The organism is Pseudoxanthomonas koreensis (genome assembly GCF_041890415.1).
GTDB classification, from domain to species: domain Bacteria; phylum Pseudomonadota; class Gammaproteobacteria; order Xanthomonadales; family Xanthomonadaceae; genus Pseudoxanthomonas; species Pseudoxanthomonas koreensis_A.
In genome coordinates, this window is the sequence record NZ_CP169056.1 from 989,128 (window position 1) to 1,011,474 (window position 22,347).

The 22,347-nt window shown below is 70.4% G+C and carries 19 protein-coding genes; 10 read left to right on the forward strand and 9 right to left on the reverse strand.

The window, feature by feature from the left end; all coding sequences use genetic code 11:
• Positions 1-34 precede the first annotated feature (34 nt).
• Positions 35-484, reverse strand: a complete 450-nt coding sequence (locus ACEJ41_RS04575) for a DUF2147 domain-containing protein (protein WP_374013609.1) — start codon at positions 482-484, stop codon at positions 35-37.
• Between the two features lie 207 nt (positions 485-691).
• Here ACEJ41_RS04575 and apbC point away from each other — a divergent pair, with 207 nt between their 5' ends.
• The 5 genes from apbC to ACEJ41_RS04600 all read left to right on the forward strand — a co-directional run bounded on the left by apbC (position 692) and on the right by ACEJ41_RS04600 (position 5,938).
• The gene (gene apbC, locus ACEJ41_RS04580; protein WP_374013610.1) at positions 692-1,765 is read left to right on the forward strand and encodes an iron-sulfur cluster carrier protein ApbC; all 1,074 of its coding nucleotides are present in this window, start codon (positions 692-694) and stop codon (positions 1,763-1,765) included.
• 95 nt (positions 1,766-1,860) lie between these two features.
• Entirely contained in the window at positions 1,861-2,436 is a 576-nt protein-coding gene (dcd, locus tag ACEJ41_RS04585; protein ID WP_374013611.1) for a dCTP deaminase, read from the forward strand.
• 722 nt (positions 2,437-3,158) lie between these two features.
• Positions 3,159-4,742, forward strand: coding sequence for a serine hydrolase (locus ACEJ41_RS04590; protein WP_374014066.1), 1,584 nt, complete (start codon positions 3,159-3,161; stop codon positions 4,740-4,742).
• A 75-nt stretch (positions 4,743-4,817) separates the two neighbouring features.
• The gene (locus ACEJ41_RS04595) at positions 4,818-5,165 is read left to right on the forward strand and encodes a GFA family protein (protein WP_374013612.1); all 348 of its coding nucleotides are present in this window, start codon (positions 4,818-4,820) and stop codon (positions 5,163-5,165) included.
• On the forward strand, positions 5,162-5,938 hold the full coding sequence (locus tag ACEJ41_RS04600) for a DUF4349 domain-containing protein (protein WP_374013613.1): 777 nt from the start codon (positions 5,162-5,164) through the stop codon (positions 5,936-5,938). The genes ACEJ41_RS04595 and ACEJ41_RS04600 overlap by 4 nt, the downstream gene beginning before the upstream one ends.
• A gap of 49 nt (positions 5,939-5,987) precedes the next feature.
• On the opposite strand, the gene ACEJ41_RS04605 is transcribed toward ACEJ41_RS04600, so the two are convergent.
• The 3 genes from ACEJ41_RS04605 to ACEJ41_RS04615 all read right to left on the reverse strand — a co-directional run bounded on the left by ACEJ41_RS04605 (position 5,988) and on the right by ACEJ41_RS04615 (position 9,912).
• Positions 5,988-8,162, reverse strand: a complete 2,175-nt coding sequence (locus ACEJ41_RS04605) for a methyl-accepting chemotaxis protein (RefSeq protein ID WP_374013614.1) — start codon at positions 8,160-8,162, stop codon at positions 5,988-5,990.
• A gap of 413 nt (positions 8,163-8,575) precedes the next feature.
• Positions 8,576-8,869: a hypothetical protein gene (locus ACEJ41_RS04610; protein ID WP_374013615.1), complete on the reverse strand. Its 294-nt coding sequence runs from the start codon at positions 8,867-8,869 to the stop codon at positions 8,576-8,578.
• A gap of 134 nt (positions 8,870-9,003) precedes the next feature.
• Entirely contained in the window at positions 9,004-9,912 is a 909-nt protein-coding gene (locus ACEJ41_RS04615; RefSeq protein WP_374013616.1) for a peptidylprolyl isomerase, read from the reverse strand.
• 152 nt (positions 9,913-10,064) lie between these two features.
• On the opposite strand from ACEJ41_RS04615, the gene ACEJ41_RS04620 reads away from it, so the two are divergent.
• Positions 10,065-10,430: a PadR family transcriptional regulator gene (locus ACEJ41_RS04620; RefSeq protein WP_374013617.1), complete on the forward strand. Its 366-nt coding sequence runs from the start codon at positions 10,065-10,067 to the stop codon at positions 10,428-10,430.
• A complete protein-coding gene (locus ACEJ41_RS04625; protein ID WP_374013618.1) occupies positions 10,427-11,347 on the forward strand; it encodes a sensor domain-containing protein in 921 nt (306 codons plus the stop codon). The genes ACEJ41_RS04620 and ACEJ41_RS04625 overlap by 4 nt, the downstream gene beginning before the upstream one ends.
• Positions 11,348-11,446: 99 nt before the next feature.
• Here the strand turns inward: ACEJ41_RS04625 and ACEJ41_RS04630 are convergent, their stop codons facing one another.
• A complete protein-coding gene (locus ACEJ41_RS04630) occupies positions 11,447-12,694 on the reverse strand; it encodes a polyhydroxyalkanoate depolymerase (RefSeq protein WP_374013619.1) in 1,248 nt (415 codons plus the stop codon).
• A gap of 104 nt (positions 12,695-12,798) precedes the next feature.
• The gene (gene nfi, locus ACEJ41_RS04635; protein ID WP_374013620.1) at positions 12,799-13,509 is read right to left on the reverse strand and encodes a deoxyribonuclease V; all 711 of its coding nucleotides are present in this window, start codon (positions 13,507-13,509) and stop codon (positions 12,799-12,801) included.
• A gap of 158 nt (positions 13,510-13,667) precedes the next feature.
• Here nfi and gpmA point away from each other — a divergent pair, with 158 nt between their 5' ends.
• Both gpmA and ACEJ41_RS04645 read left to right on the forward strand, forming a co-directional pair.
• A complete protein-coding gene (gene gpmA, locus ACEJ41_RS04640) occupies positions 13,668-14,417 on the forward strand; it encodes a 2,3-diphosphoglycerate-dependent phosphoglycerate mutase (RefSeq protein ID WP_374013621.1) in 750 nt (249 codons plus the stop codon).
• Between the two features lie 147 nt (positions 14,418-14,564).
• The gene (locus tag ACEJ41_RS04645) at positions 14,565-16,127 is read left to right on the forward strand and encodes a phospholipase D family protein (protein ID WP_374013623.1); all 1,563 of its coding nucleotides are present in this window, start codon (positions 14,565-14,567) and stop codon (positions 16,125-16,127) included.
• Between the two features lie 177 nt (positions 16,128-16,304).
• On the opposite strand, the gene mfd is transcribed toward ACEJ41_RS04645, so the two are convergent.
• Together mfd and ACEJ41_RS04655 are read right to left on the reverse strand one after the other, a co-directional pair.
• The gene (mfd, locus tag ACEJ41_RS04650; RefSeq protein WP_374013624.1) at positions 16,305-19,880 is read right to left on the reverse strand and encodes a transcription-repair coupling factor; all 3,576 of its coding nucleotides are present in this window, start codon (positions 19,878-19,880) and stop codon (positions 16,305-16,307) included.
• 57 nt (positions 19,881-19,937) lie between these two features.
• On the reverse strand, positions 19,938-20,477 hold the full coding sequence (locus ACEJ41_RS04655; RefSeq protein ID WP_374013625.1) for an N-acetyltransferase family protein: 540 nt from the start codon (positions 20,475-20,477) through the stop codon (positions 19,938-19,940).
• A gap of 80 nt (positions 20,478-20,557) precedes the next feature.
• Here ACEJ41_RS04655 and ACEJ41_RS04660 point away from each other — a divergent pair, with 80 nt between their 5' ends.
• Positions 20,558-21,472, forward strand: a complete 915-nt coding sequence (locus ACEJ41_RS04660) for a cation diffusion facilitator family transporter (RefSeq protein WP_374013626.1) — start codon at positions 20,558-20,560, stop codon at positions 21,470-21,472.
• Positions 21,473-21,481: 9 nt separating this feature from the next.
• On the opposite strand, the gene ACEJ41_RS04665 is transcribed toward ACEJ41_RS04660, so the two are convergent.
• Entirely contained in the window at positions 21,482-22,330 is an 849-nt protein-coding gene (locus ACEJ41_RS04665) for a 23S rRNA (adenine(2030)-N(6))-methyltransferase RlmJ (RefSeq protein WP_374013627.1), read from the reverse strand.
• Positions 22,331-22,347: the final 17 nt, after the last annotated feature.

Genomic DNA, 22,347 nt, shown 5'->3' on the forward strand with positions numbered 1-22,347 from the left:
GGGCCGGCGGCGCCTCGCTCCCTGGCGCCTGGCGCTATTGCCGCTGCCAGGCCTGCGACTTGCAGATGAACGCGATGCAGCCGGACACCTGCAGGGTGCGGCCGCCGTCCACCAGCTCCATCTTCGACTTGTAGACCTTGCCCTCGTCGGGCTTGAGGATGGTGCCGCCGGCGTAGCGGCCGTCGGTTCCGGGCTTCATCCCGCGGATGATCTGCATCCCGGTGATCGGCTTGCCCTTGCGGTCGTCCTTGCACTTGTCGCAGGCCGGGTCGGGCTTGCTTGGATCGATCAGCTCGACGATCCGGCCACTGATGGTGCCGTCGGCGGCCTGGGTGATGTGGACGATGGACTTGGCCTTGCCGGTGTCGTCATCGATGGTCTTCCAGTGGCCGGTTACGGGATCGGAGGCCAGGGCGCTGCCGGCGGCCAGCAGCAGGGTGGCCACCAGCGCGGTGCGCAGCGTGCTTGAACCGGTGCGTTGCATGTCGTTACCTCCGGGTGGGGATGGCCCGGGGCGGGGCCGGATCGGGGTGTGCGCCCGACTCTAGCGCAGAAGCCCGCCCTTGCATACGCATGCGCATGGTCGCTGGCCGGGCACGGCCCTGGAACGGGCGCCGGGGCCCGGCACCCGGCCCGGCGCGTGGATATTTGCCACAATTGGCCGATCCCCCGCTCGAAACGGTATTGCGCCATGGACCCCGCCGCCGCCCTGGTCAACGACCTCCAGCTCCTCGACGACCCGGTCGCCGGACTGCCGCTGGCGCCGCCGCAGGCGCGCTGGGACGTGCGCGTGGACGGCGGGCGCTGCCAGGTGGACCTGCTGCTGGGCTACCCGATGCAGGACCAGGCGATCGAGGCGGCCGGCCGCCGGGTGGGCGAGGCAGCGCAGCGGCACGGACTGGCCCTGGCCGGTTTCCAGGTGCGGCACCGGATCGCGGCCCACGCGGTGCAGGGCGGGCTGTCGCCGCACCCGCGGATCCGCAATGTCATCGCCGTCGGCTCGGGCAAGGGCGGGGTCGGCAAGTCCACCACCGCAGTCAACCTGGCCCTGGCGCTGCAGCGGCTCGGGGCCCGGGTGGGGGTGCTGGATGCGGACGTGTACGGCCCGAGCGTGCCGGCGATGCTGGGCCTGTCCGGGCGCCCAGACAGCCCGGACGACAAGTCGATCGAACCGCTGCGCGCGTTCTCGGTGGAGGCCATGTCCATCGGCCTGCTGGTGGACACCGACACCCCGATGATCTGGCGCGGGCCGATGGCCACCTCGGCGTTGACCCAGTTGTTCACCACCACCTTGTGGGGCGACCTGGATTACCTGCTGATCGACCTGCCGCCGGGCACCGGCGACATCCAGTTGACCCTGGCCCAGAAGATTCCGGTGGCCGGCGCGGTGATCGTCACCACCCCGCAGGAGATCGCCACCCTGGATGCGCGCAAGGCGCTGAAGATGTTCGAGAAGGTGAACGTGCCCACGCTGGGCATCGTCGAGAACATGGCCGTGCACGTGTGCAGCAACTGCGGCCATGTCGAGCACCTGTTCGGCCAGGGCGGTGGCCAGGCCATGGCCGAACATTACGGCGTGCCGCTGCTGGGTGCGCTGCCACTGGACCTGCGCATCCGCGAGCAAGGCGACGCCGGCACGCCGGTGGTGGCCGCCGCGCCGGACTCGGCTCCGGCGCAGGCCTACCTGGCGGCGGCGCAGGCGATGGCCGCGCGGCTGGCACAGCGGCCGCGCGCGTCTATCCCGATCGCCTCGACCCTGGCCTGAGTGCCCGCGGCAGGTGCGCCGCGGCAAGGTGCCCCCTACAATCGCCCCCCTTACAACTGCGCGGTCATTGGCCGACGCGCCAGAGAGAACACTGCATGAGCATCAAGAGTGACCGCTGGATCCGCCGCATGTCCGACCGGCCCGACGGGATGATCGAGCCGTTCGAGCCGGGCCAGGTCAAGCAGGTCAATGGCCAGCGCATCGTCAGCTACGGCACCTCCAGCTACGGCTATGACGTGCGCTGCTCGCCGGAGTTCAAGGTGTTCACCAACATCAATTCGACCATTGTCGACCCCAAGCACTTCGACCCGAAGAGCTTCGTGGACATCGTCGGCGACGAATGCATCATCCCGCCCAACTCGTTCGCCCTGGCGCGCACGGTCGAGTATTTCCGCATCCCGCGCGACACCCTGGTGGTGTGCCTGGGCAAGAGCACCTACGCGCGCTGCGGGATCATCGTCAACGTGACCCCGCTGGAGCCGGAGTGGGAAGGCCACGTGACCCTGGAATTCAGCAACACCACGCCGCTGCCGGCGCGCATCTACGCCAACGAGGGCGTGGCCCAGATGCTGTTCTTCCAGTCCGATGCCGACGACGTGTGCGAAACCTCGTACAAGGACCGCGGCGGCAAGTACCAGGGCCAGACCGGCGTGACCCTGCCGCGCACCTGAGCGCGCGCGTCCTGCAGGAGCCGGTCTTGCCGGCGACCCGACGCAGGCTGCGGCATCGCGACACACCACCCCGCACCGCGGTCGCCGGCAAGACCGGCTCCTACATGCGGCGGCCGATGCGCGTGACACGATGCGGCGGCCGATGAACGTGACACGGTGGCGGCCGATGATCGTGACACGGCGTGGTGCGATGCCTGCTGACGGGAAGTCAAGGAGGAGGCTGTGGCCGCAGGCCGCAGCCGGGGGACATGAGCGGCAGCAGGCATCGCACCGCGCCGCCGCGACCATGCCTCCCGCCGCCGCGACCATGCCTCCCGCCGCCGCGACCATGCCTCCCGCCGCCGCGACCATGCCTCCCGCCGCCGCGACCATGCCTCCCGCCGCCGCGACCATGCCTCCCGCCGCCGCGACCATGCCTCCCGCCGCCGCGACCATGCCTCCCGCCGCCGCGACCATGCCTCCCGCCGCCGCGACCATACCTCCCGCCGCCGCGACCATGCCTCCCGCCGCCGCGACCATGCCTCCCGCCGCCACGACCATGCCTCCCGCGCCCCGCGATCAGGCCTCCCGCGCCGCTGTTTCAGGCGGTGAGGCTGCATCCATCCCCTCACCGGGAGATGCGCCTAGAATCGGGGCGCCTGCCGGAGAACCGCATGTTTCCGACTCCAAGATCGTCCCTGTGCTGGCGCCTGCTGTTGTGCGGGCTGTGCCTGCTGGCACCGATGCCGGTGCCGGCCGCGGGCATCGGCGATGCGGCCACGTCCGCCGATGCCTCCGATGCCACCGCCACGCCGCCGGCATTCGACCCGGCCGCGTTCGACCGCCACGTCGAGCGGGTACGTGCGCAGTTCGAGATACCCGGCATCGCAGTGGCCATCGTCAAGGACGGGCAGGTGGTGCTGGCGCGCGGCTGGGGCGTGCGCGAGCTGGGCAGCCCCGAGCCGGTGGACGCGCACACCCTGTTCGCCATCGCCTCCAACACCAAGGCCTTCACCGCCGCGGCGCTGTCGATGCTGGCCGACGAGGGCAAGCTGACGCTGGACGACCGCGTGGTCGACCACCTGCCGTGGTTCCGCATGGCCGACCCTTATGTCACCGCGCAGATCCGCATCCGTGACCTGCTCACACACCGCAGCGGCCTGGGCCTGGGCGCCGGCGACCTGCTGTTCTGGCCCGGCAGCGACTACACCACCGAGGAGGTCGTGCGCCGGCTTGCGCACGTGCCGCTGAAGACCGGCTTCCGCGAGCGCTACGCCTACGACAACATCCTCTACGCGGCCGCCACCCTGGTGGTGGAGCAGGCCTCGGGGCAGTCGTACGCGCAGTTCCTGCAGCAGCGCATCTTCGATCCGCTGGGCATGCATGCCACCCGCATCAATGCCGACGCGCTGCAGTCCGGCGACATCGCCGCCAGTGGACATGCCAGGGCCGACTTCACCCGCCTGCAGCCGACTTTCCCGCTTACCTGGCACAACGCGTCCGGGGCCGGCGGCATCTATTCCAATGCCCACGACATGGCGCGCTGGGTCGCCGCGCAGCTGGCCGGCGGCGTGCACGTGGACGCGCAGGGGCGCGAGCACCGGCTGTTCTCGACCGCCCGCCAGGAGCAGATGTGGTCGCTGCAATCACCGATGAACATCTCCGCACCATCGGTGCCGGCGCTGGAAGCGGCGCGCCCGGATTTCCTGGGCTACGGCGAAGGCTGGATCGTGTCCTCCTACCGCGGGCGCAAGCTGGTGTGGCATACCGGCGGCTGGCCGGGCATGGTCTCGCGGGTCACCCTGGTTCCGGCGCTCGGCCTGGGCGTGGTAGTGCTGACCAACCAGGAATCGGGCGCGGCGTTCAATGCGGTGACCATGCAGGCGCTGGATGATTACCTGGCGCCGGACCAGCGCACCGACTGGATCGCCGCCTATGCCGCGGCCGCCGACAAGGCCCGGGCCCGTGCCGAGGACGCGTGGGCGTCGCGGCTGCGCGCACGCACGCCGCAAACCCGGCCGTCGCTGCCGCTGTCCGCTTACGCGCGCACTTACCGCGATGCGTGGTACGGCGACGTGGACGTGGTCCAGGCCGGCGACGGGCTGCGGATGCGCTTCACCCGCAGCCCGCTGCTGGCCGGCGAACTGCAGCACTGGCACCACGACACCTTCCTGGTGCGCTGGGACGAACGCACGCTCAATGGCGATGCGCTGGTCACATTCGAACTGGATGCCGACGGCCAGGTACGCCAGGCGCGGATGGAGGCGGCCTCGGAGCTGACCGATTTCAGCTTCGACTTCCAGGACCTGGTGTTGCGGCCGCGCTGAGCTGCGCGGCGGCGGGCTACCGCTGCGCGCGCCCGAGCCTTAGGCTTGGCCCCTGCACAGGCCCCGGGAGCATCCATGAAGTACCAAGGCAGTTGCCATTGCGGCGGCATCGCGTTCACCGCCGAAGGCCAGATCGACCAGGTGATCGACTGCAACTGTTCCATGTGCCGGCGCCGCGGCGGCCTGCTGTGGTTCGTGCCGGCGTCCGCGTTTGCCCTGCACACCCCGCGCCAGGCCCTGGCGACCTACCAGTTCAACAAGCGCCACATCCAGCACCATTTCTGTCCCACCTGCGGCATCGCCCCGTTCGGCGAAGGCACCGCGCCCGATGGCAGCACCATGGTCGCGGTCAACGTGCGCTGCCTGCCGGAGATGGACCTGGCGTCCGTGCAGGTGGTGCCGTTCGACGGTGCACGGCTGTGAGGGGTGCAGGCTGGCTGGCGGCCCTGGCCTGCCTGTGGCTGGCCGGCTGCAGCGCACGGCATGGCGCCGAGGGCGGCGTGGCGAGCGCGGCCGACGCGCACGCGCCGACAGGCCAGGCACTGGCCTACGAGCACGAGGTGGAGGTGGTGCTGGATGGCGACAGCCTGCAGTCACGGCTTGCCCAATCGCAGGCCGCCTGCCAGGACGCAACCTTCGGTGCGTGCGAGGTGCTGGCGGTGTCCCGCCACGGCGGCAACTGGCCCAGTGCGCGGCTGGCGGTGCGGATCGTGCCGGCCGGGGTGGAGCCGTTGATCGCGCGGGCCAGCGAAGGCGGGGAGGTCGGCAGCCGGGTCACCCGTGCCGAAGACCTGGCCCAGGCCGTTGCCGATACTGCGCGCACGCGCGAGCGCCTGCAGCGCGAGCAGTCGCGCCTGCTCGAATTCCAGCAGCGGCCCGACCTGGCCGTGGCCGACATGATCGCGCTGTCGCGGCAGATGTCCGAGGTGGACACGGCGCTGGAGGCCGCCGCGCAGGATTCGGCCCAGCAGCAGCGTCGCATCCAGACCCATCTGGTGACCCTTGATTTCCGCGTCTCCGGACAGGATGGTGGCAGCGGCCAGATCCGCCAGGCGCTGGGTGATTTCGGCCAGATCCTGGGCACGGGCACTGCATGGACCATCCGTTCGGTGGCCTTCCTGATTCCGGTCGGCGCCGTGGTCGCGGTGCTGGTGCTGGCCTGGCGCCGGCTGCGCCGCCGCCGCCGCGCCGGCTGACCGAATCCATCCTGGCGCCGCGCGACCGGCCGGCGCCAGGATCGTTGCATCAGGCGTAGCGCCTGAGCGGCGCGTCGGCGTTGGCCGGCTCCTCGCCAAGCTGGAACATGGCCGTGGTCCGGGCCAGCTCGGCCGCTTCCTCCTGCAGTGCGTGCGCGGCGGCGGTGGCCTCTTCCACCAGCGCGGCGTTCTGCTGGGTCGCGTGGTCCATCTGCACCACCGAGCGGCTGACCTGTTCGATGCCCAGTGCCTGCTCCTTCGATGCGGCGGTGATCTGGCCCATGATCGCCGCCACCTGCTGCACCGATCCCAGGATGCCGGTCATGGTCTGTCCGGCCTCGCGCACCAGGGTCGAACCGGCGCCCACCTTGTCCACCGAATCCTGGATCAGCGCCTTGATTTCCTGCGCCGCGCCGGCCGAGCGCTGGGCCAGTGCGCGCACTTCGCCGGCCACCACGGCAAAGCCGCGGCCCTGCTCGCCGGCACGCGCCGCTTCCACGGCCGCGTTCAGCGCCAGGATGTTGGTCTGGAAGCTGATCCCGTCGATGATGCCGATGATCTCCGCGATCCGGCGCGAGGCCGCTTCCACCTCGTCCATCGTGGACACCGCCTGGCGCGCCACCTGTTCGCCGCGCCCGGCCACCTCGGCGGTTCCCTGCACCAGGGTGTTGGCCTGGCTGGCGTTGTCGGCATTCTGGTGCACGGTGGAGGTCATCTGCTCCATGGTCGCCGCGGTTTCCTGCAGGCTGGCGGCCTGCTGCTCGCTGCGCCCGGACAGGTCCTGGTTGCCGGCTGCGATCTCGCCGGCGGCGGTGTCGATGCGTGCCGAGGCGCTTTGCAACTGACCCACGATCCAGGCCAGGCGGTCGGCGGTGGCATTGGCATCGGTCTTCATCTGGCCGAAGTCGCCACCGAACTCGCGCTCGATGCGCTGGCCCAGCCGGCCTTCCGACAGCGCCGACAGCAGGTTGCGCACTTCGCGCACGCTGTCCTGGGTGGTTTCCAGGAAGCGGTTGATGCCCTCGGCCAGGGTGACGAAGAACGCAGAGCTGCCCGCGACCTGCAGCCGCTGGCCCAGGTCGCCGGCGCCGGCGGCGTCGACGATGCGGAAGATCTCGCCTTCAAGCTTCAGCTCGTCGGTGCGGTCGTGCCATTCGACCACGAAGCCAAGCGACTCGCCGGCCGCGCCGCGCACCGGCGTGATCATCTGCGCGAAATGGGCATCGCCGACCCGGATGCGCCCGTCGTGGCGGCCCTGCAGGGTGTCTAGCAGGTGGCGGATGCGGTCCGGGTCCACATGGAACTGGTGGATGCTGGTGCCGATCAGCGCATCCGCATCGAAATCCGGGAACTGGCGGCGCAGTTGTTCCTGCTGGTTGCGCAGCATGTCCAGCACCGCGTGGTTGGCATAGCGGATGACGTGGTGCTCGTCGGTGATCATCAGGCCGGTGCGCGATACGTCCAGCGCAACGCGGGTGCGTGCGTTGTGTTCGTTGATGGCGCGTTCCTTGTCGCCGTCCTCGACGATGCGCGTGCGCATCTGCACCAGCGCGCTGGCCAGCGAGCCAGGCGGCAGGGCCAGCGCTTCGAGCTCGGCCGGCACCGGCTTGCCGTCGGCCACGCCGCGCGCCAGTTCGGCCAGCCTCCGCGGCCCGTGCCCGAGTGCGACCAGTTGCTGGCGCAGGTAGACGGCCATCACGCAGACGAAGCCCGTTTCCACGACCACGTAGAGCATGTGGATGGCCACGGTGCCGAAGCCGGCATCGGGCGGGAAGGCGTGGACCGGCAACCCGGCAGCCTGCATCCAGAACAACACGAGGTGGTGCACGGCAATTGCAGCTGCGGCCACCACCACCGGCAGCCAGTCGCGGTAGTACAGCAGCAGCGCGATCACCACGAACACCCCGAAGTGCGCCTCGGCGCGGCCACCGGCCTGCTCCATGGTCGCGGCCACCATCGCCATCAGGCCCAGTGCCGCGGTGATGCTGGCGCCGCGGGTACCGGGGTGGCGCAGCACGTGGAAGGCGATCGCCGCCAGCGCGGGCAGGATCAGGACCAGGAACGGCAGCCATCGGCCCAGCGACAGCGCCATCACCAGCGAGGCGATCGCCAGCACGCCGGCAAGCCACAGGAACATCCGGTCGGCCGCGGATGCCAGCCGGCGGGCATAGGCGAAATGGTTCAGTCCCTGGGGCGGGGCGGGGGAGATGCGGGCTTCGGACACGTCGGCTTCTCGATCGGAAAGTGGAGCAGCCAGCGTGGCTGGCGGCGGGGATGGCACGAGGAGGGGAGGGGTGGAGTGAACCGGCCCGGGCTGCGGTGCACGGCCGCGGCATGCCGGCCGGCACGGGTGGCCAGCGGCGTCGCGGCGGGGATGCCGGTGCCTGCGGCGCATGCGCGGCTGCGCCAGTGCATGGGCGGACATGGAGAGCTGCGAACGCCGGACAAGACCACACCTGCTGCGGGGAGAGGAGGGCATCGCCGCCACGGCGGACAGTGCCTGCGTCAGGTGTATCGGCCGCGGTGCGGCGTTCTGGAGGCGTGCGCCTGCTGGAGGCGTGCGCGCATGCCCAGGCGCCGGCCGGCGCATGCGTGGCCAGCCGGCGCCAGGTGTGTTCGCGCAAACGCCGGTGGCGGTTATTCGCGCTCGGGCTCGAACTCGGCGGCCACGCCCAGGCGGATCGCCAGTTCCTCCACCGCTGCGCGCACGCGGTTGGCGGTGTAGGTATTGGGTGCGTCCACTTCCAGCTCGTGCACGCCGGGCCCCAGGTCGTCGGACAGGCCGGCGGAGCTGGAGTCCTCGTCATCCATGCGCGGCATCAGGTCGGCCACGTCTTCCACGTGTTCGATGCCCTCGATGCTTTGCAACAGGTCGGCGAAGGCGCGCAGGTCGTCATCGCTGCCGATGATGCGGATGCGGAGCAGGGGCATACGGAGTCTCCGGAAAGGAACGACGCCGCCAGCCTGCCGCCGCCGCGATCAACGCCGGGTGATGCCGGGGCAGCGCGGGACCGTGCATCGCCGGAAAACCCCGTCCCCGGGCATGCCGCGATGCGCTGCCAGGCTCAGGGTGCCGGCGTGCGCCGCACCGGCAACGGCACGTTGCACAGGTCGATGTGCCCGGCCGGCCGCTTGTAGAAGCCATCGCGCCGGTTGCGGCGCGACTCCACCAGTTCGGCGAAGGTGGGCGTATCGGTGCGCAGCACCTGCAACGCCACGTGCTGCGCTTGCGGGACCGTGCTGGCCAGGCGCAGCGCACGGATCGGGGTGCGCTGGGCCGCTTCGGCGTAGAACCCCATGGGCGCCGGGCCGCGCGGCAGTGCACTGAGCCACTCGATGCCATCGACCACCCGGCCCACCACGGTGATGTTGCGATCCAGCTGGCGTGGCGACTGGCCGATCACCACGTACAGCTCGGCGCCCAGGCTGCTGTCGTCGGCCATGCTGCGCGCCGCGCCCACCGCGCCGTAGCAATGCGCCAGCCAGGCCATGCCGGTGGCCGGATCGCGCGCGGCGGGGAAGCCGGCCACGAAGCCGGCCTGCGGTGCCCAACCATCCGCATCCGGCAATGGATCGAAGGCCAACCCGGCCGCTGCGCGTTCGAACTCGGCCGGCAGTTTGCGTGCGGCGCTGCCCAGGTCACGCGCCAACGCCGGGTCATCGCCCTCGGCATCTCCAAACTGGGCCACGAAGTTGTCCTGGACCCGGTAGACCGAGGTGCCGTCCCAGAAGCCTTCGCGCGCCAGGGTGCGGATGTTGTCCACGTGCGCGGGGGCGAATTCCGGTGCCAGCTCGATCACCACCCGGCCGGCGTCCAGCTCCAGGTACAGCGTGCGCTCGGGATCCAGGCTGCGCCAGGCCTCCGCAGGTGCGCCGTCGATGATCTCCTGCATGCCGCGGGTGGGGGCCTGGGCGAAGACGGTGGCGGTGGCGGCGCACAGGGCGCAGGCGAGCAGGGCGGGGAGCAGGCGCATGGGCAGGTCCGGGGCATGGGAGCGCCCGATTCTCGCCCGTGCGACGTGGTGCGGCCAGCCAGCACGCAATGCCGGGGTGACTATCGGCACATCCACTATAGCGAACTTGAGAATAGATTGGCCCAACGGCACCTATGCCGGAGGAGCCGCCCATGGTGGATGTCGATGCCCAGCTGAAGAAATTCCAGAAGGAACTCAGTGCCGGTGTCGTGTCACTGACCCTGCTGGCGGTGCTGGCCCGGGCCAGCGAGCCGCTGTACGGCTACCTGATTGCCAAGCGCCTGGAGCAGGTGGGTGCGGGCGTGCTGTCCGGCAAGCAGAGCGCGCTGTACCCGGTGCTGCGCAACATGGAGGCGGCCGGGTTGCTGGAAAGCCATGTCGAGCCGTCCGATGCCGGGCCGCCGCGCCGCTGCTACCGCATCACCGCCGTGGGCCATCAGGTCCTGGCGCAATGGGCCGGCGCCTGGCGCGCCACCCGCGATTCCGTCGATTCCATCCTGGAGGGGATTCCCGCATGAACGCCACCCTGGGCCGGCCCCTGCCGACCACCATCCCGCAGTACCTGGAGCAATTGCGCGATGCGCTGCGCGACGCCGACCCGGCCATGGTCCAGGACGCGCTGTACGACGCGGAGGAGTACCTGCGTTCCGAACTTGCCGAGCAGGCCGGGCGCGACGAGGCCGAAGTGATCGCCGCGGTCGCCGGCAGCTACGGCGCCCCGGAGGAAGTGGCCGACATCTACCGCCAGACCGAGGTCACGGTGAACCGTGCGCTGCAGGCGCCACGCCCGCCGCGCCGGCCCTCGCTGGCCGGACGCTTCTTCGGCGTGGTGGCTGACCCGCATACATACGGCTCGCTGTTCTACATGCTGCTGTCGCTGGCCACCGGCGTGTTCTATTTCACCTGGGTCGTGACCGGCGCCAGCCTGTCGGCCGGCCTGCTGGTGCTGATCGTCGGCGTGCCGTTGCTGCTGCTGTTCCTGATGTCGGTGCGGCTGCTGGCACTGGTGGAGGGCCGCATCGTGGAGGTGCTGCTGGGCCAGCGCATGCCGCGGCGGCCGCTCTACACCCAGCGCGACAAATCCTGGCTCAAGCGCATCGGCGAACTGTTCACCGACGGCCGCACCTGGACCGCCACCGCCTACCTGTTGCTGATGCTGCCGCTGGGCACGGCGTACTTCACCGCGGTGGTGACCCTGCTGTCGCTGTCGCTGTCGCTGTTGCTGGTTCCGGTGGCGGCCCTGCTCGGGTTCGGCGGGGCGAGCATCCACCTGCAGGGTCTCTACGTGGACCTGGCCGGCTCCTGGTGGCTGGCGTCGCTGTCCTTCCTGGTGGGCGTGGTGCTGCTGTTCGTCAGCCTGCACGTGGCGCGCCTGGTGGGCCGCTTCCACGGCTGGCTGGCCAAGCACCTGCTGGTACGCAGCCCGGTGCTGTAGCGCCACGCCAGGTCGGCGCGCGCTGCGCACGCCGCCCCCCGCGAACGCGAACGCCCCGCACATGGCGGGGCGTTCTTGCGTGTCCGTGCGCGGCGTGGCTCAGTCGCGCGCGTAGCGGGCAATGAAGTCCCGCACCTGCGGATACACCTTCTCGCGCCAGCGCCTGCCGCTGAAGATGCCGTAGTGGCCGGCGCCCTCCACGGTCAGGTGCTGGTGCTTTGCCTTGGGGATGCCGGTGCACAGGTCGTGGGCGGCACGGGTCTGGCCCAGGCCGGAGATGTCGTCCAGCTCGCCTTCGATGGTCATCAGCGCGCTGTGCCTGATCGCCGCCGGCTGCACCAGCTCGCGGCCGACGTTCCACTTGCCGCGCGGCAGCAGGAATTCCTGGAACACGGTACGGATGGTGTCCAGGTAGTACTCGGCGGGCATGTCCAGCACCGCGTTGTACTCGTCGTAGAACTTGCGGTGGGCCTGCGCATCCTGCAGGTCGCCCTTGACCAGGTCCGAGTAGAAATCCCAGTGCGACATAAAGTGGCGGCTCTGGTTCATCGCCAGGAAGCCGGCGTGCTGCAGGAAGCCCGGGTACACCGCGCGGCCCTGGCCCGGGTACGGCGGCGGCACGGTATGGATGACGTTGTTCTCGAACCACGACAGCAGGTTGCGCGTGGCCAGGTTGTTGACCGCAGTCGGGCTCAGGCGTGCGTCCACCGGGCCGCCCATCAGCACCAGCGAGCGCGGCGCCGGCTCACCGCGGCTGGCCATCAGCGATACCGCCGCCAGCACCGGCACCACCGGCTGGCACACCGCGATCACATTCAGCGTTGCGGCGCCGATGTGGCGGATGAAATCCTCCACGTAGGCGATGTAGTCGTCCAGGCCGAATGCGCCGTCTTCCACCGGCACCATGCGCGCGTCGATCCAGTCGACCACGAACACCTTGTGGTCGCGCAGCAGGGTGCTCACGGTATCGCGCAGCAGGGTGGCGTGGTGCCCGGACAGCGGCGCCACCACCAGCACCACCGGATCGTCCTTGAGTGCGGCGATGGTGGCGGCGTCATCGGTATAACGCTTGAACCGCACCAGCCGGCAGAACGGCTTGCGCAGCACCTCCTGCTCCAGCACCGGCACCTTGTGGCCGTCCACCTCGACCTCGTGGATGCCCCAGGCCGGCTTTTCGTAATCCTTGCCCAGCCGGTGCATCAGCTCGTTGCCGGCGGCGATGCGCTCGGCGCCAGGCAGCGAGGATGCCCAGCTCGCCTGGTCGGAAAAGATGCGGGAGTTGGCCTGGGCCAGATGGATCCAGGGCGCCATCATCGCCCTGTTCAGTTCGTGCAGTTGATAGAGCATCGTCAGGCCACGCTGTCGTGGGATTGTTGCATTGCGTCATCCTAACGGATTCGGACGGGCTGTCGATGGATGCGTCGCAGGGCGGCTGAGACGGCAATCGTGGTCTAGCCCCCGGGCGGGCGCGCCGGGCGCCGATGGTCGCGGCGCGAGGCCAGCCGGTCAGCCAGGCGGGTGGGCTCGGGCAGGCGATAGCCGGCCAGCCAGCCCGGCACCAGGGCCGCCGCGCTGTCCAGGCACACGCGATGGCCGGGCGAGACGATCAGCGGCCTGCAGCGCGGCTTGCTGCGCAGGACCCAGCCGATCTGCCGGCCCTGGTGCAGCAGCGGGCAGCGGTCGCCGCGTTCGGGCCCGGGCTCCAGGTGCTGGCCGACCAGCACGCTCTTGCCTACGCCCAGGCTTGGCAGCCCGGTGGCCACGCCGAAATGGGCGGCAATGCCGAGCCCGCGTGGATGGGCGATGCCATGGCCGTCGATCACTGCCAGGTCGGGCGGGTGCTGCAGCATGGCCAGCGCTTCCAGCAGTGCCGGCAACTCGCGGAAGCTGAGCAGGCCGGGCACGTACGGCATGCGGGTGGGGATGCGCGCCACGTGCGATTCCAGCGGTTGCAGCGTGCGTGCATCCAGCATCACCACCGCCGCCCGGGTCACGGCGCCATGCTCTTCGAAGCCGACGTCGAACCCGGCCACGGTCCGCAGCGGCGCATGGAAGCCATCCTCCAGGCTGACCCGTGCGGCCAGTCCGGCCTGCAGCCTGCGCGCACCGGCGAGGGTGCCGTCCCAGCCGGGGAAGGGATCGGTCGTGGTGGATGGGGCCATGGCCGATGATGGGCGCTGCCCGCGTGAAGCAGGGGCGAAGCGCGGCGCATGCTACGGCGCGGGGCACCATGCCGGTACGCCATGCCGCTACGCCATGCCGGTACGCCATGCCGGTACAATCGCGGCCTGTCCCATCGTCCGCACCGGAGAACCCTACAGTGACCCGCAAGCTCGTCCTGCTGCGCCACGGCCAGAGCCAGTGGAACCTCGAAAACCGTTTCACCGGCTGGGTCGATGTGGACCTGACCGAGCAGGGCCGCGCCGAAGCCGCTGCCGGTGGCAAGGTCATGCGCGAGGAGGGCCTGCAGTTCGACGTGGCCTACACCTCCACCCTCAAGCGCGCCATCCGCACCCTCAACCTCGCCCTGGGCGAGCTGGGCCAGGACTGGTTGCCGGTGCACAAGAGCTGGCGCCTCAACGAGCGCCATTACGGTGCCCTGCAGGGCCTGGACAAGGCGGAAACCGCGGCCAAGCATGGCGAGGAGCAGGTCAAGATCTGGCGTCGCTCCTACGACGTGCCGCCGCCGCCGATGGCCCTGGACGATCCCGGCCACCCGGCCAACGACACCCGCTACGCCGGCCTGGATCGCAATGCGCTGCCGGCCACCGAGTCCCTGGCCACCACCCTGGATCGGGTGCTGCCGTACTGGCACGACGCCATCGCGCCGCAGCTCAAGGCCGGTCGCACGGTGCTGGTGGCCGCGCACGGCAACTCGCTGCGTGCCCTGTACAAGTACCTCACCGGCGTGTCCAGGGAAGCGATCCTGGAACTCAACATTCCCACCGGCATCCCGCTGCTGTTCGAGCTGGACGATGAGCTGAAGGTGGTGTCGCACCGCTACCTGGGCGATCCGGAAGCCGCGCGCCGCGCCGCCGAGGCGGTGGCCAACCAGGGCAAGGCAAAGTAGCGCCAGACCCGGCATCGACACGTGGAACACCCGGCTACGGCCGGGTGTTCTCGTTGCGCCATCCGTTATCGCGTGTCGTTGTGGCCGGGGGATGGCCGGGCCGCGGTGGCCTACAATCAACCGCACCGAAGGCACTGCGGGACGACGATGGGGAGCAGGGCGCTCAAGTGGATCGGCATCGCGCTGGCCGTGTTCACCGCGGCCTCGCTGCTGTCGCTGTACGCCTATGGCCGATTCGCCGAGCGCGTGCGCGGGCCGCAATCGCACGCGCTGGAACTGCAGGTCAACGGCACCGTGCTGGACCGGGCGATCGCCCCGATGACCGCGGCCCGCCCCGGCCAGACCGGGATGCTGATCCTGTCCGACAACCTCGACGCCTTCGCCGCGCGCGCGGCCACCGCGCGGATGGCCGGCCGCAGCCTGGACCTGCAGTACTACATCTGGCATGCCGACTTCACCGGCAACCTGATCTACAACGAACTGCTGCGCGCCGCCGACCGTGGCGTGCGGATACGCCTGCTGCTGGATGACCTGAACGTGCACGGCAGCGATTCGGTGCTGGCCTCGCTGGACAGCCATCCGCTGGTCGAGGTGCGCCTGTTCAACCCGACCCGTGCGCGCGAAGGCACCGTGGCCCGCGGCGTCGAACTGCTGCTGCGGTTCCTGAGCCTGAACCGGCGCATGCACAACAAGACCTGGATCGCCGACGGCCGCCTGGCCATCGTCGGCGGGCGCAACATCGGCGACGAATATTTCGACGCGGCACCGGACGTCAACTTCATGGATACCGACGTGGCGGTCGTCGGCCCGGCGGTGGCGCAGTCCGAGGCGATCTTCGACGCCTACTGGAACAGCGCTTCGGCGATCCCGCTGGAGGCGCTGGTCCAGGCCAGGCCCGGCGCGCTGGAGAAGCTGCGTGGCGGCATCGATGCCGGGCTGCAGTCGGTGCGTGCCGCGCCCTACGCGCAGCGCCTGCGCCAGTCGCCACTGGTGCAGGCGTTGAACCAGGGGCGCACGCGGATGCACTGGACCACCGAGGCGGCCGTGGTATCCGACCCGCCGGAAAAGGCCGAAGGCGCCACGCCCGAGCCGGACTGGATGACGCCGATCCTGCTGGAGCACGCCTCGCGTGCGCAGCGCGAGCTAAAGGTCGTGTCCCCGTACTTCGTGCCCGGCGACAACGGGGTCGAATGGATCGCCGGGCTGCGCCAGCGTGGCGTCGAGGTCGGCATCCTCACCAACTCGCTGGCGGCCAACGACGTGATGGCGGTGCACGGCGGCTATGCCAACTACCGGGTGCCGCTGTTGCGCAGCGGGGTGTCGCTGTTCGAACTCAAGCCGCAGGGCCGGGTCGATGGCAGCCTGTTCGGTTCCAGCGGCGCCAGCCTGCACACCAAGGCCTTCATCGTGGATGGCAGTGGCGGCTTCATCGGCTCGTTCAATCTCGACCCGCGCTCGATCAACCTCAATACCGAGATGGGCCTGCTGTTCGATTCGCCCGCCGCCGCCGCCGAACTGGAAGCGCTGTACCAGGCCAAGACCGCAGCCGACACCAGCTACCGGCTGCAACTGATGGATGACGGCAGCCTGCGCTGGCACGACGATGCCGCACAACCGCCCGAGGTCTGGGACAAGGAGCCGGAAGCCAGCATCTGGCGCCGCGCCGGTGCCTGGCTGGTGGGCTGGCTCCCGGTGGAATCGCAACTGTAGGAGCCGGGCTCGCCGGCGACCGCGGCGCGGCGTGGTGTGGCGTGTCGCGATGCCGCAGCCTGCGCCGCGGTCGCCGGCAAGTCCGGCTCCTACAGGAATCGTGCCGCTCGATTCCCTGCGCAAACGCACCCGCGATGCCAGCGCTCAGCCCGGTGTCATCGCCCGCGATGGCAGCGCTCAGCCCGGCGTCAGCGTGGTCATCAATGCGCGCGCGGCGTTGAAGCGGTCCGCCGGTTCCGGCAGCGGCACCCGGATGCGCAGCTTCTCCGGGCCTTCCATCGCGTACAGCTTCGGCTGCTGCTGGATCATCCGGATCACCGACATCGGGTCGACGCGGGGTTTGGCCTCGAACACGATCCGTCCGCCGCTCTCGCCCAGTTCCAGCTTGCGGATGCCCAGCGCCCCGGCCTGGCGCTTCAGCTCGGCGATGGCGAACATGTGCTTGACCGGATCCGGCAGCAGGCCGAAGCGATCGATCATCTCCACCTGCAGTTCGCGCAGGGCCTCGTCGTCGCGCGCGCTGGAGATGCGCTTGTACAACGTGAGCCTGGTGTGCACGTCGGGCAGGTAATCCTCCGGGATCAACGCCGGCACGTGCAGTTCGACCTCGGCGCCGCGCGCTTCCTCGCCCGCGTCCAGGTCGGGCAGGGTGCCCTGGCGGATGCTGCGTACCGCCCGCTCCAGCAGTTCGGTGTACAGGCTGAAACCGACCTCGGCCATCTGCCCGCTCTGGTCCTCGCCGAGCAGTTCGCCGGCGCCGCGGATCTCCAGGTCGTGGGTGGCCAGGGTGAAGCCGGCGCCCAGCTCGTCCATCGAGGCGATCGCCTCCAGCCGCTTCTCCGCATCCGGAGTCATCGCGCGCCGGTCCGGTGGCACCAGCAGGTAGGCGTAGGCGCGATGGTGCGAGCGGCCGACGCGGCCGCGCAGCTGGTGCAGCTGGGCCAGGCCGAAGCGGTCGGCGCGGTTGATGACGATGGTGTTGGCGTTGGGGATGTCGATGCCCGATTCGATGATCGTGGTCGACAGCAGCACGTTGAAGCGCTGCTTCTGGAAGTCCACCATCACCCGTTCCAGCTCGCGCTCCGGCATCTGTCCGTGGGCGATGCCGATGCGCGCCTCCGGCACCAGTTCGGACAGCTGGCGCTGCATGCGGCCGATGCTTTCCACGTCGTTGTGCAGGAAGTACAGCTGGCCGCCGCGCGCCAGCTCGCGCTGGAACGCCTCGCGCAGCTGCGCATCGTCCCAGGGCACGACGAAGGTCTGCACTGCCAGCCGGTTCGGCGGCGCGGTGGCAATGATCGACAGGTCGCGCAGCCCGGCCATGGCCATGTTCAGCGTGCGCGGGATCGGGGTGGCGGTGAGGGTGAGCAGGTGGACATTCGCACGAAGGGCTTTCAGCGCCTCCTTCTGGCGCACGCCGAAGCGCTGCTCCTCGTCGACGATGACCAGGCCCAGGTCCTTGAACTTCACGTCCGCCTGCAGCAGGCGGTGGGTGCCGACGATCACGTCGATCTCGCCACGCGCCACCTTCTCCAGCTCGGCCTTGATCTCCTTGGTGCTCTTGAAGCGCGACAGCACCTCCACCTTCAGCGGCCAGTCGGCGAAACGGTCGCGGAAACTGCGGAAGTGCTGCTCGGCCAGCAGGGTGGTCGGCACCAGCACGGCCACCTGGCGTCCGCCGCTGGCCGCGGCGAAGGCCGCGCGCACGGCGACCTCGGTCTTGCCGAAGCCCACGTCGCCGCACACCACCCGGTCCATCGGCTGGCTGGATTGCAGGTCGCGCAGTACCGCTTCGATCGCCGCGTGCTGGTCCGGGGTTTCCTCGAACGGGAAGCCGGCGGCGAAGCCTTCGTACATGGCCCGGTCGATATCCAGCGCCAGGCCGGCGCGGGCCTGGCGCCGGGCCTGGATCTCCAGCAGCTCGGCGGCCACGTCGCGGACCTTTTCCTGCGCCTTGCGCTTGGCCTTGGCCCACTGTTCGCCGCCGAGCGAATGCAGCGGCGCGGTGTCCGGCGAGGCCCCGGAGTAGCGGCTGACCAGGTGCAACTGGGCCACCGGCACGTACAGGCGGTCGCCCTTGGCGTACTCGATGTCCAGGAACTCGCCGGGCATGCCGCCGATGTCCATCGCGACGAGTCCTCGATACCGACCGACGCCATGGTCCTCGTGGACGATGGGCGCGCCTTCGGTCAGCTCGCCCAGGTCGCGGATGATCGCTTCCGGTTCGCGCCCGGCACGGCGCGCGCGTCGCGGCAGCGCGGCGCGCTCGGGGAACAGCTGGCGCTCGGTGAGGACCACGAACTGCGGCGCGTCGATGGCGAAGCCATCTTCCAGCGGCGCCACGGTGAGGACGAAGTCCGTGTTGTCCGGCGGCTGCGCCGCCGGATCAACTGCCGCCGTTGGAGCAGCGCTGTCGCGTCGCTCAACGCCGGCGGGAGTGGCTGCGAGGAACGAGGGAAAGTCCGGGACAATGCGCGGCCGCAGGCCCGCTGCCTGCAGAACGTCCAGCAATGCCTCGCGGCGACCGGGTGAATCGGCGGCCACCAGCACCCGGCCCGGGTAGCTGGCCAGGAAACTGCGCAACGCCTCGCCGGCGCGCGCATGGTCGGGCCCGGCCACCGGCAGCGACGGTGCAGGCTGGTCGCCCAGTGCGGCGGCCTCGGCGGTGTGGGTGTGCTCGGCACCGCAGACTTCCACGCGGATGCCGCGGTTGAGATGTTCGCGCAGCGCGTCCGGTGGCAGGTACAGCTCGGCCGGCGGCAGCACGGGGTGCTCGACATCGTGCCTGCGCTGCTCGTAACGGTTGCCGGTCTGCTGCCAGAACGCATCGGCCGCGGCGCTGGCGCCGTCGGCCAGTACCGGCAGCGCGCTCACCGGCAGGTAGTCGAACAGGGTGGCGGTCGCGGGCGAGCCATCGCGCGCCGGGGGAAAGAACAGCGGCAGGTAGTACTCGATGCCGGCCGGCGCCAGGCCGGCCTTCAGGTCCTGGTACAGCGCGCTGCGCCGGGTGTCCAGGTCGAAGCGCTCGCGCAGCACGTCCAGCACGCGCGCGATGCTGGCATCGTCCATCGGCAGCTCGCGACCGGGCAGCATGTGCACCGCGTCGATGCGCTCCAGCGAGCGCTGGCTTTCCGGGTCGAAGCAGCGGATCGAGTCGATCTCGTCATCCAGCAGCTCGATCCGCAGCGGCGCATCGGCGCCCATCGGGTAGACGTCGAGCAGGCCGCCGCGCACGGCGAAGTCGCCCGGGTCCAGCACCTGCGGCACGTTGCGGTAGCCGGCCGACTCCAGCCGGCGCTTTTCCGCATCCAGGTCCAGGCGCTGGCCGCTGCCCAGGTCGAAGCTGCCGCCGCTGATGTAGCGCAGTGGCGGCAGGCGCTGGAGCAGGCTCTGCACCGGCACCACCACGATCCCGCGCTGCAGCTGCGGCAGCCGCTGCAGCGCGGCCAGGCGCTGGCTGACGATGTCCGGGTGCGGGCTGAAACGGTCGTAGGGCAGGGTTTCCCAATCCGGGAACGGCACCACCGGCAGGTCGGGGTCGGCACCGAGCAGGGTGTGCAGGTCCGCTTCGAGCTGGTGTGCGGACTGGTTGTCGCGGGCCACGAACAGCAGCGGCCCGGGGTGGGCGCGCGCGGCGTTGGCCAGGTGCCATGCCAGGGCCGACGGCGAGGCGGGCGCACGCCACCAGGCGCGGGCATGGCCGCGGCGCGGCAATGGGGGTGTTGGGGGCACGGAAACGGAAGCTGACGACATGGACCGCGCATTGTAGCCGTGCCGGCCAGGCCGGCCGTGGACGCGGGCGGCCTAGGCCTAGGGCGACAGGTCCAGCACCAGCCGCAGCAGGCCCGGCGGCACGCCCGGCTCCACGCTGGGGCGGAAGCCCATCGAGGCCGCCAGGTCCAGCATCGGCTTGTTGTTCTCCGGGGTATCGCCGTAGAGCCGGTCCAGGTAACGGCCGCGCGACCACTTCACCAGCTTTTGCATCAGGTGCCGGCCCAGGCCCAGGCCGGCCACGTAGCCGGCCAGCAGGATGGCGTACTCGGCCTGGCGGGTGCCGGGCACGATCCGCGCCCGTGCCAGGCCGGCGATCATGGCCTCGCCCGGCGGCAGCGGTTCGGCACCGACCAGGGTCAGCTCGGCGCGTGGATCGGGCCGGGCCAGTTCGGTGGCTGCCGCCTCGTCCAGGGCACCGCCGCCGGCGAAGCGCACGCGGATCTCGTCCGGGCCAAGCAGGTCGAACGCACCCAGCAGCGGAGCGGCGTCCTCTGGGCGGATCGGCCGGATCAGGATCGCCCGTCGGTTGGGCAGCACGAACTCTGCGTGCCAGGGGGGGAGCCGGTTGCGTGGCATGGGTCGATGTTCCCATATTCGCGCGGCCTTGGTGGCGGTGCCGTTAGAATCGGCCGCCACGCAACGAGGGAGGCAGGCCGATGGCAGGCAGCGGCGATTCCACCCGCGCGATCCTGTTCGCGCTTGGCGCCAATTTCGCGATCGCGGTGGCCAAGGGCGTGGCCGCCTTCGTCACCGGCTCCAGCGCGATGCTGGCCGAGACGGTGCACTCGGTGGCCGACTGCGGCAACCAGCTCCTGCTGCTGCTGGGCCTGCGCCAGGCCAGGCGGCCGGTTTCGCCCGAATACCCGCTGGGCTATGGCCGGGCGATCTATTTCTGGTCGTTCCTGGTGGCGGTGATGCTGTTCAGCGTGGGCGGCATGTTCTCGGTGTACGAGGGCGTGCACAAGCTGCGGCATCCCGAGCCGATGCAGCAGTGGTGGTGGGCGGTGGGCGTGCTGGTGTTCGCGATCGTCGCCGAGGCGATATCGATGCGCGCCTGCCTGCAGGAGGTGAACAAGGCCCGTGGCTCGCGCTCGCTGTGGCAGTGGTTCCGCGAGAGCCGCCAGGCCGAGCTGGTGGTGATCTTCGGCGAGGACCTGGCGGCCTTGCTGGGCCTGGTGCTGGCGCTGGTGGCGGTGGCCCTGGCGGTGGTGACCGGCAACCCGCTGTGGGATGCGGTGGGCACCATCGGCATTGGCGTGCTGCTGATCGTGATCGCGGTACTGGTGGCCATCGAGGTCAAGGCCATGCTGATCGGGCAGAGCGTGGATCCGTTCCTGCAGAAGCAGATCGGCGAGTTCCTGGCCGGCCGCCCGGAGATCGCGCAGGTGCTGCACCTGATCACGCTGCAGCAGGGCAGCGAGGTGCTGGTGTCGGTGCATGCAAGCATGCGCCGGGGCCATGACGGTGCGGCGATGCTGCGCGACATCGACCAGGTCGAGCGGGCGATGAAGGCGCAGTTCCCGGTGGTGCGCTGGAGTTTCTTCGAGCCGGAGGGCGCCGAGCCGGAGTGACCGGGCGGCTCAGCCGGCCTCGCGCTTGCGCCACTCCAGGCGGGTGGACGCGCCGGCCGCGCCCAGCGCCTGGCGCAGGAAGGGCAGTGCCGGGGCCAGTGCATCGTCGAGTTTCCACGGCGGGTTGAGCACGGCCATCCCGCTGCCGTTCAGGCGCAGCGGCGAGTCGTCGGGGCGGACCAGCAGTTCGGCCAGCAGCAGCGAACGTGCCGGCAGGTTTTCCAGCGATCGGAAGAACGGCTGCAGGCTGCGCCGCTGCTTGATCGGGTACCAGATGGCGCAGGTTGCCTGTGGCCAGCGTTCCAGTGCCTCGCGCACGGCGCGGGCCACCAGCGGGTACTCGGCTTCCTGGGCCTCGTAGGGTGGATCGACCAGGACCAGGCCACGGGCGTAGCGGGTGCCGTCCACGCGCGGCGGCAGCAGGGCGCGCACCGCCGCGTAGCCGTCGCGGGCATGCACGCCCACGCGCGGATCGGCGCTGAACAGCGCCTTGAGTGCGGCGGCCTCGTCGGGCTGCAGCTCGCAGGCGGCGAGCCGATCCTGCGCGCGCATCGCACCCGCCGCCAGCAGCGGCGAGCCGGGGTAGCTGCCGTCGCCGGTCGCCACCGCGTGCAGGTAGCGGGCCACGGCCGGGGGCGCGTCGTGCTCGCGTCCGGCCAGGGCGAGGATGCCGCCGATGGCCTCGCCGGTGCGGGCCGCCGCCTCGCCCTGCAGCGGGTAGCGGCCCCGGCCGGCGTGCGTGTCCAGGATGAAGAACGGCGATTGCTTGCGCAGCAGCGCGTCGATCAGCGCCAGCAGGACAATGTGCTTGAGTACGTCGGCGTGGTTGCCGGCGTGGAAGGCGTGGCGGTAGTTCATCCCGGCAGTGTAAGCCG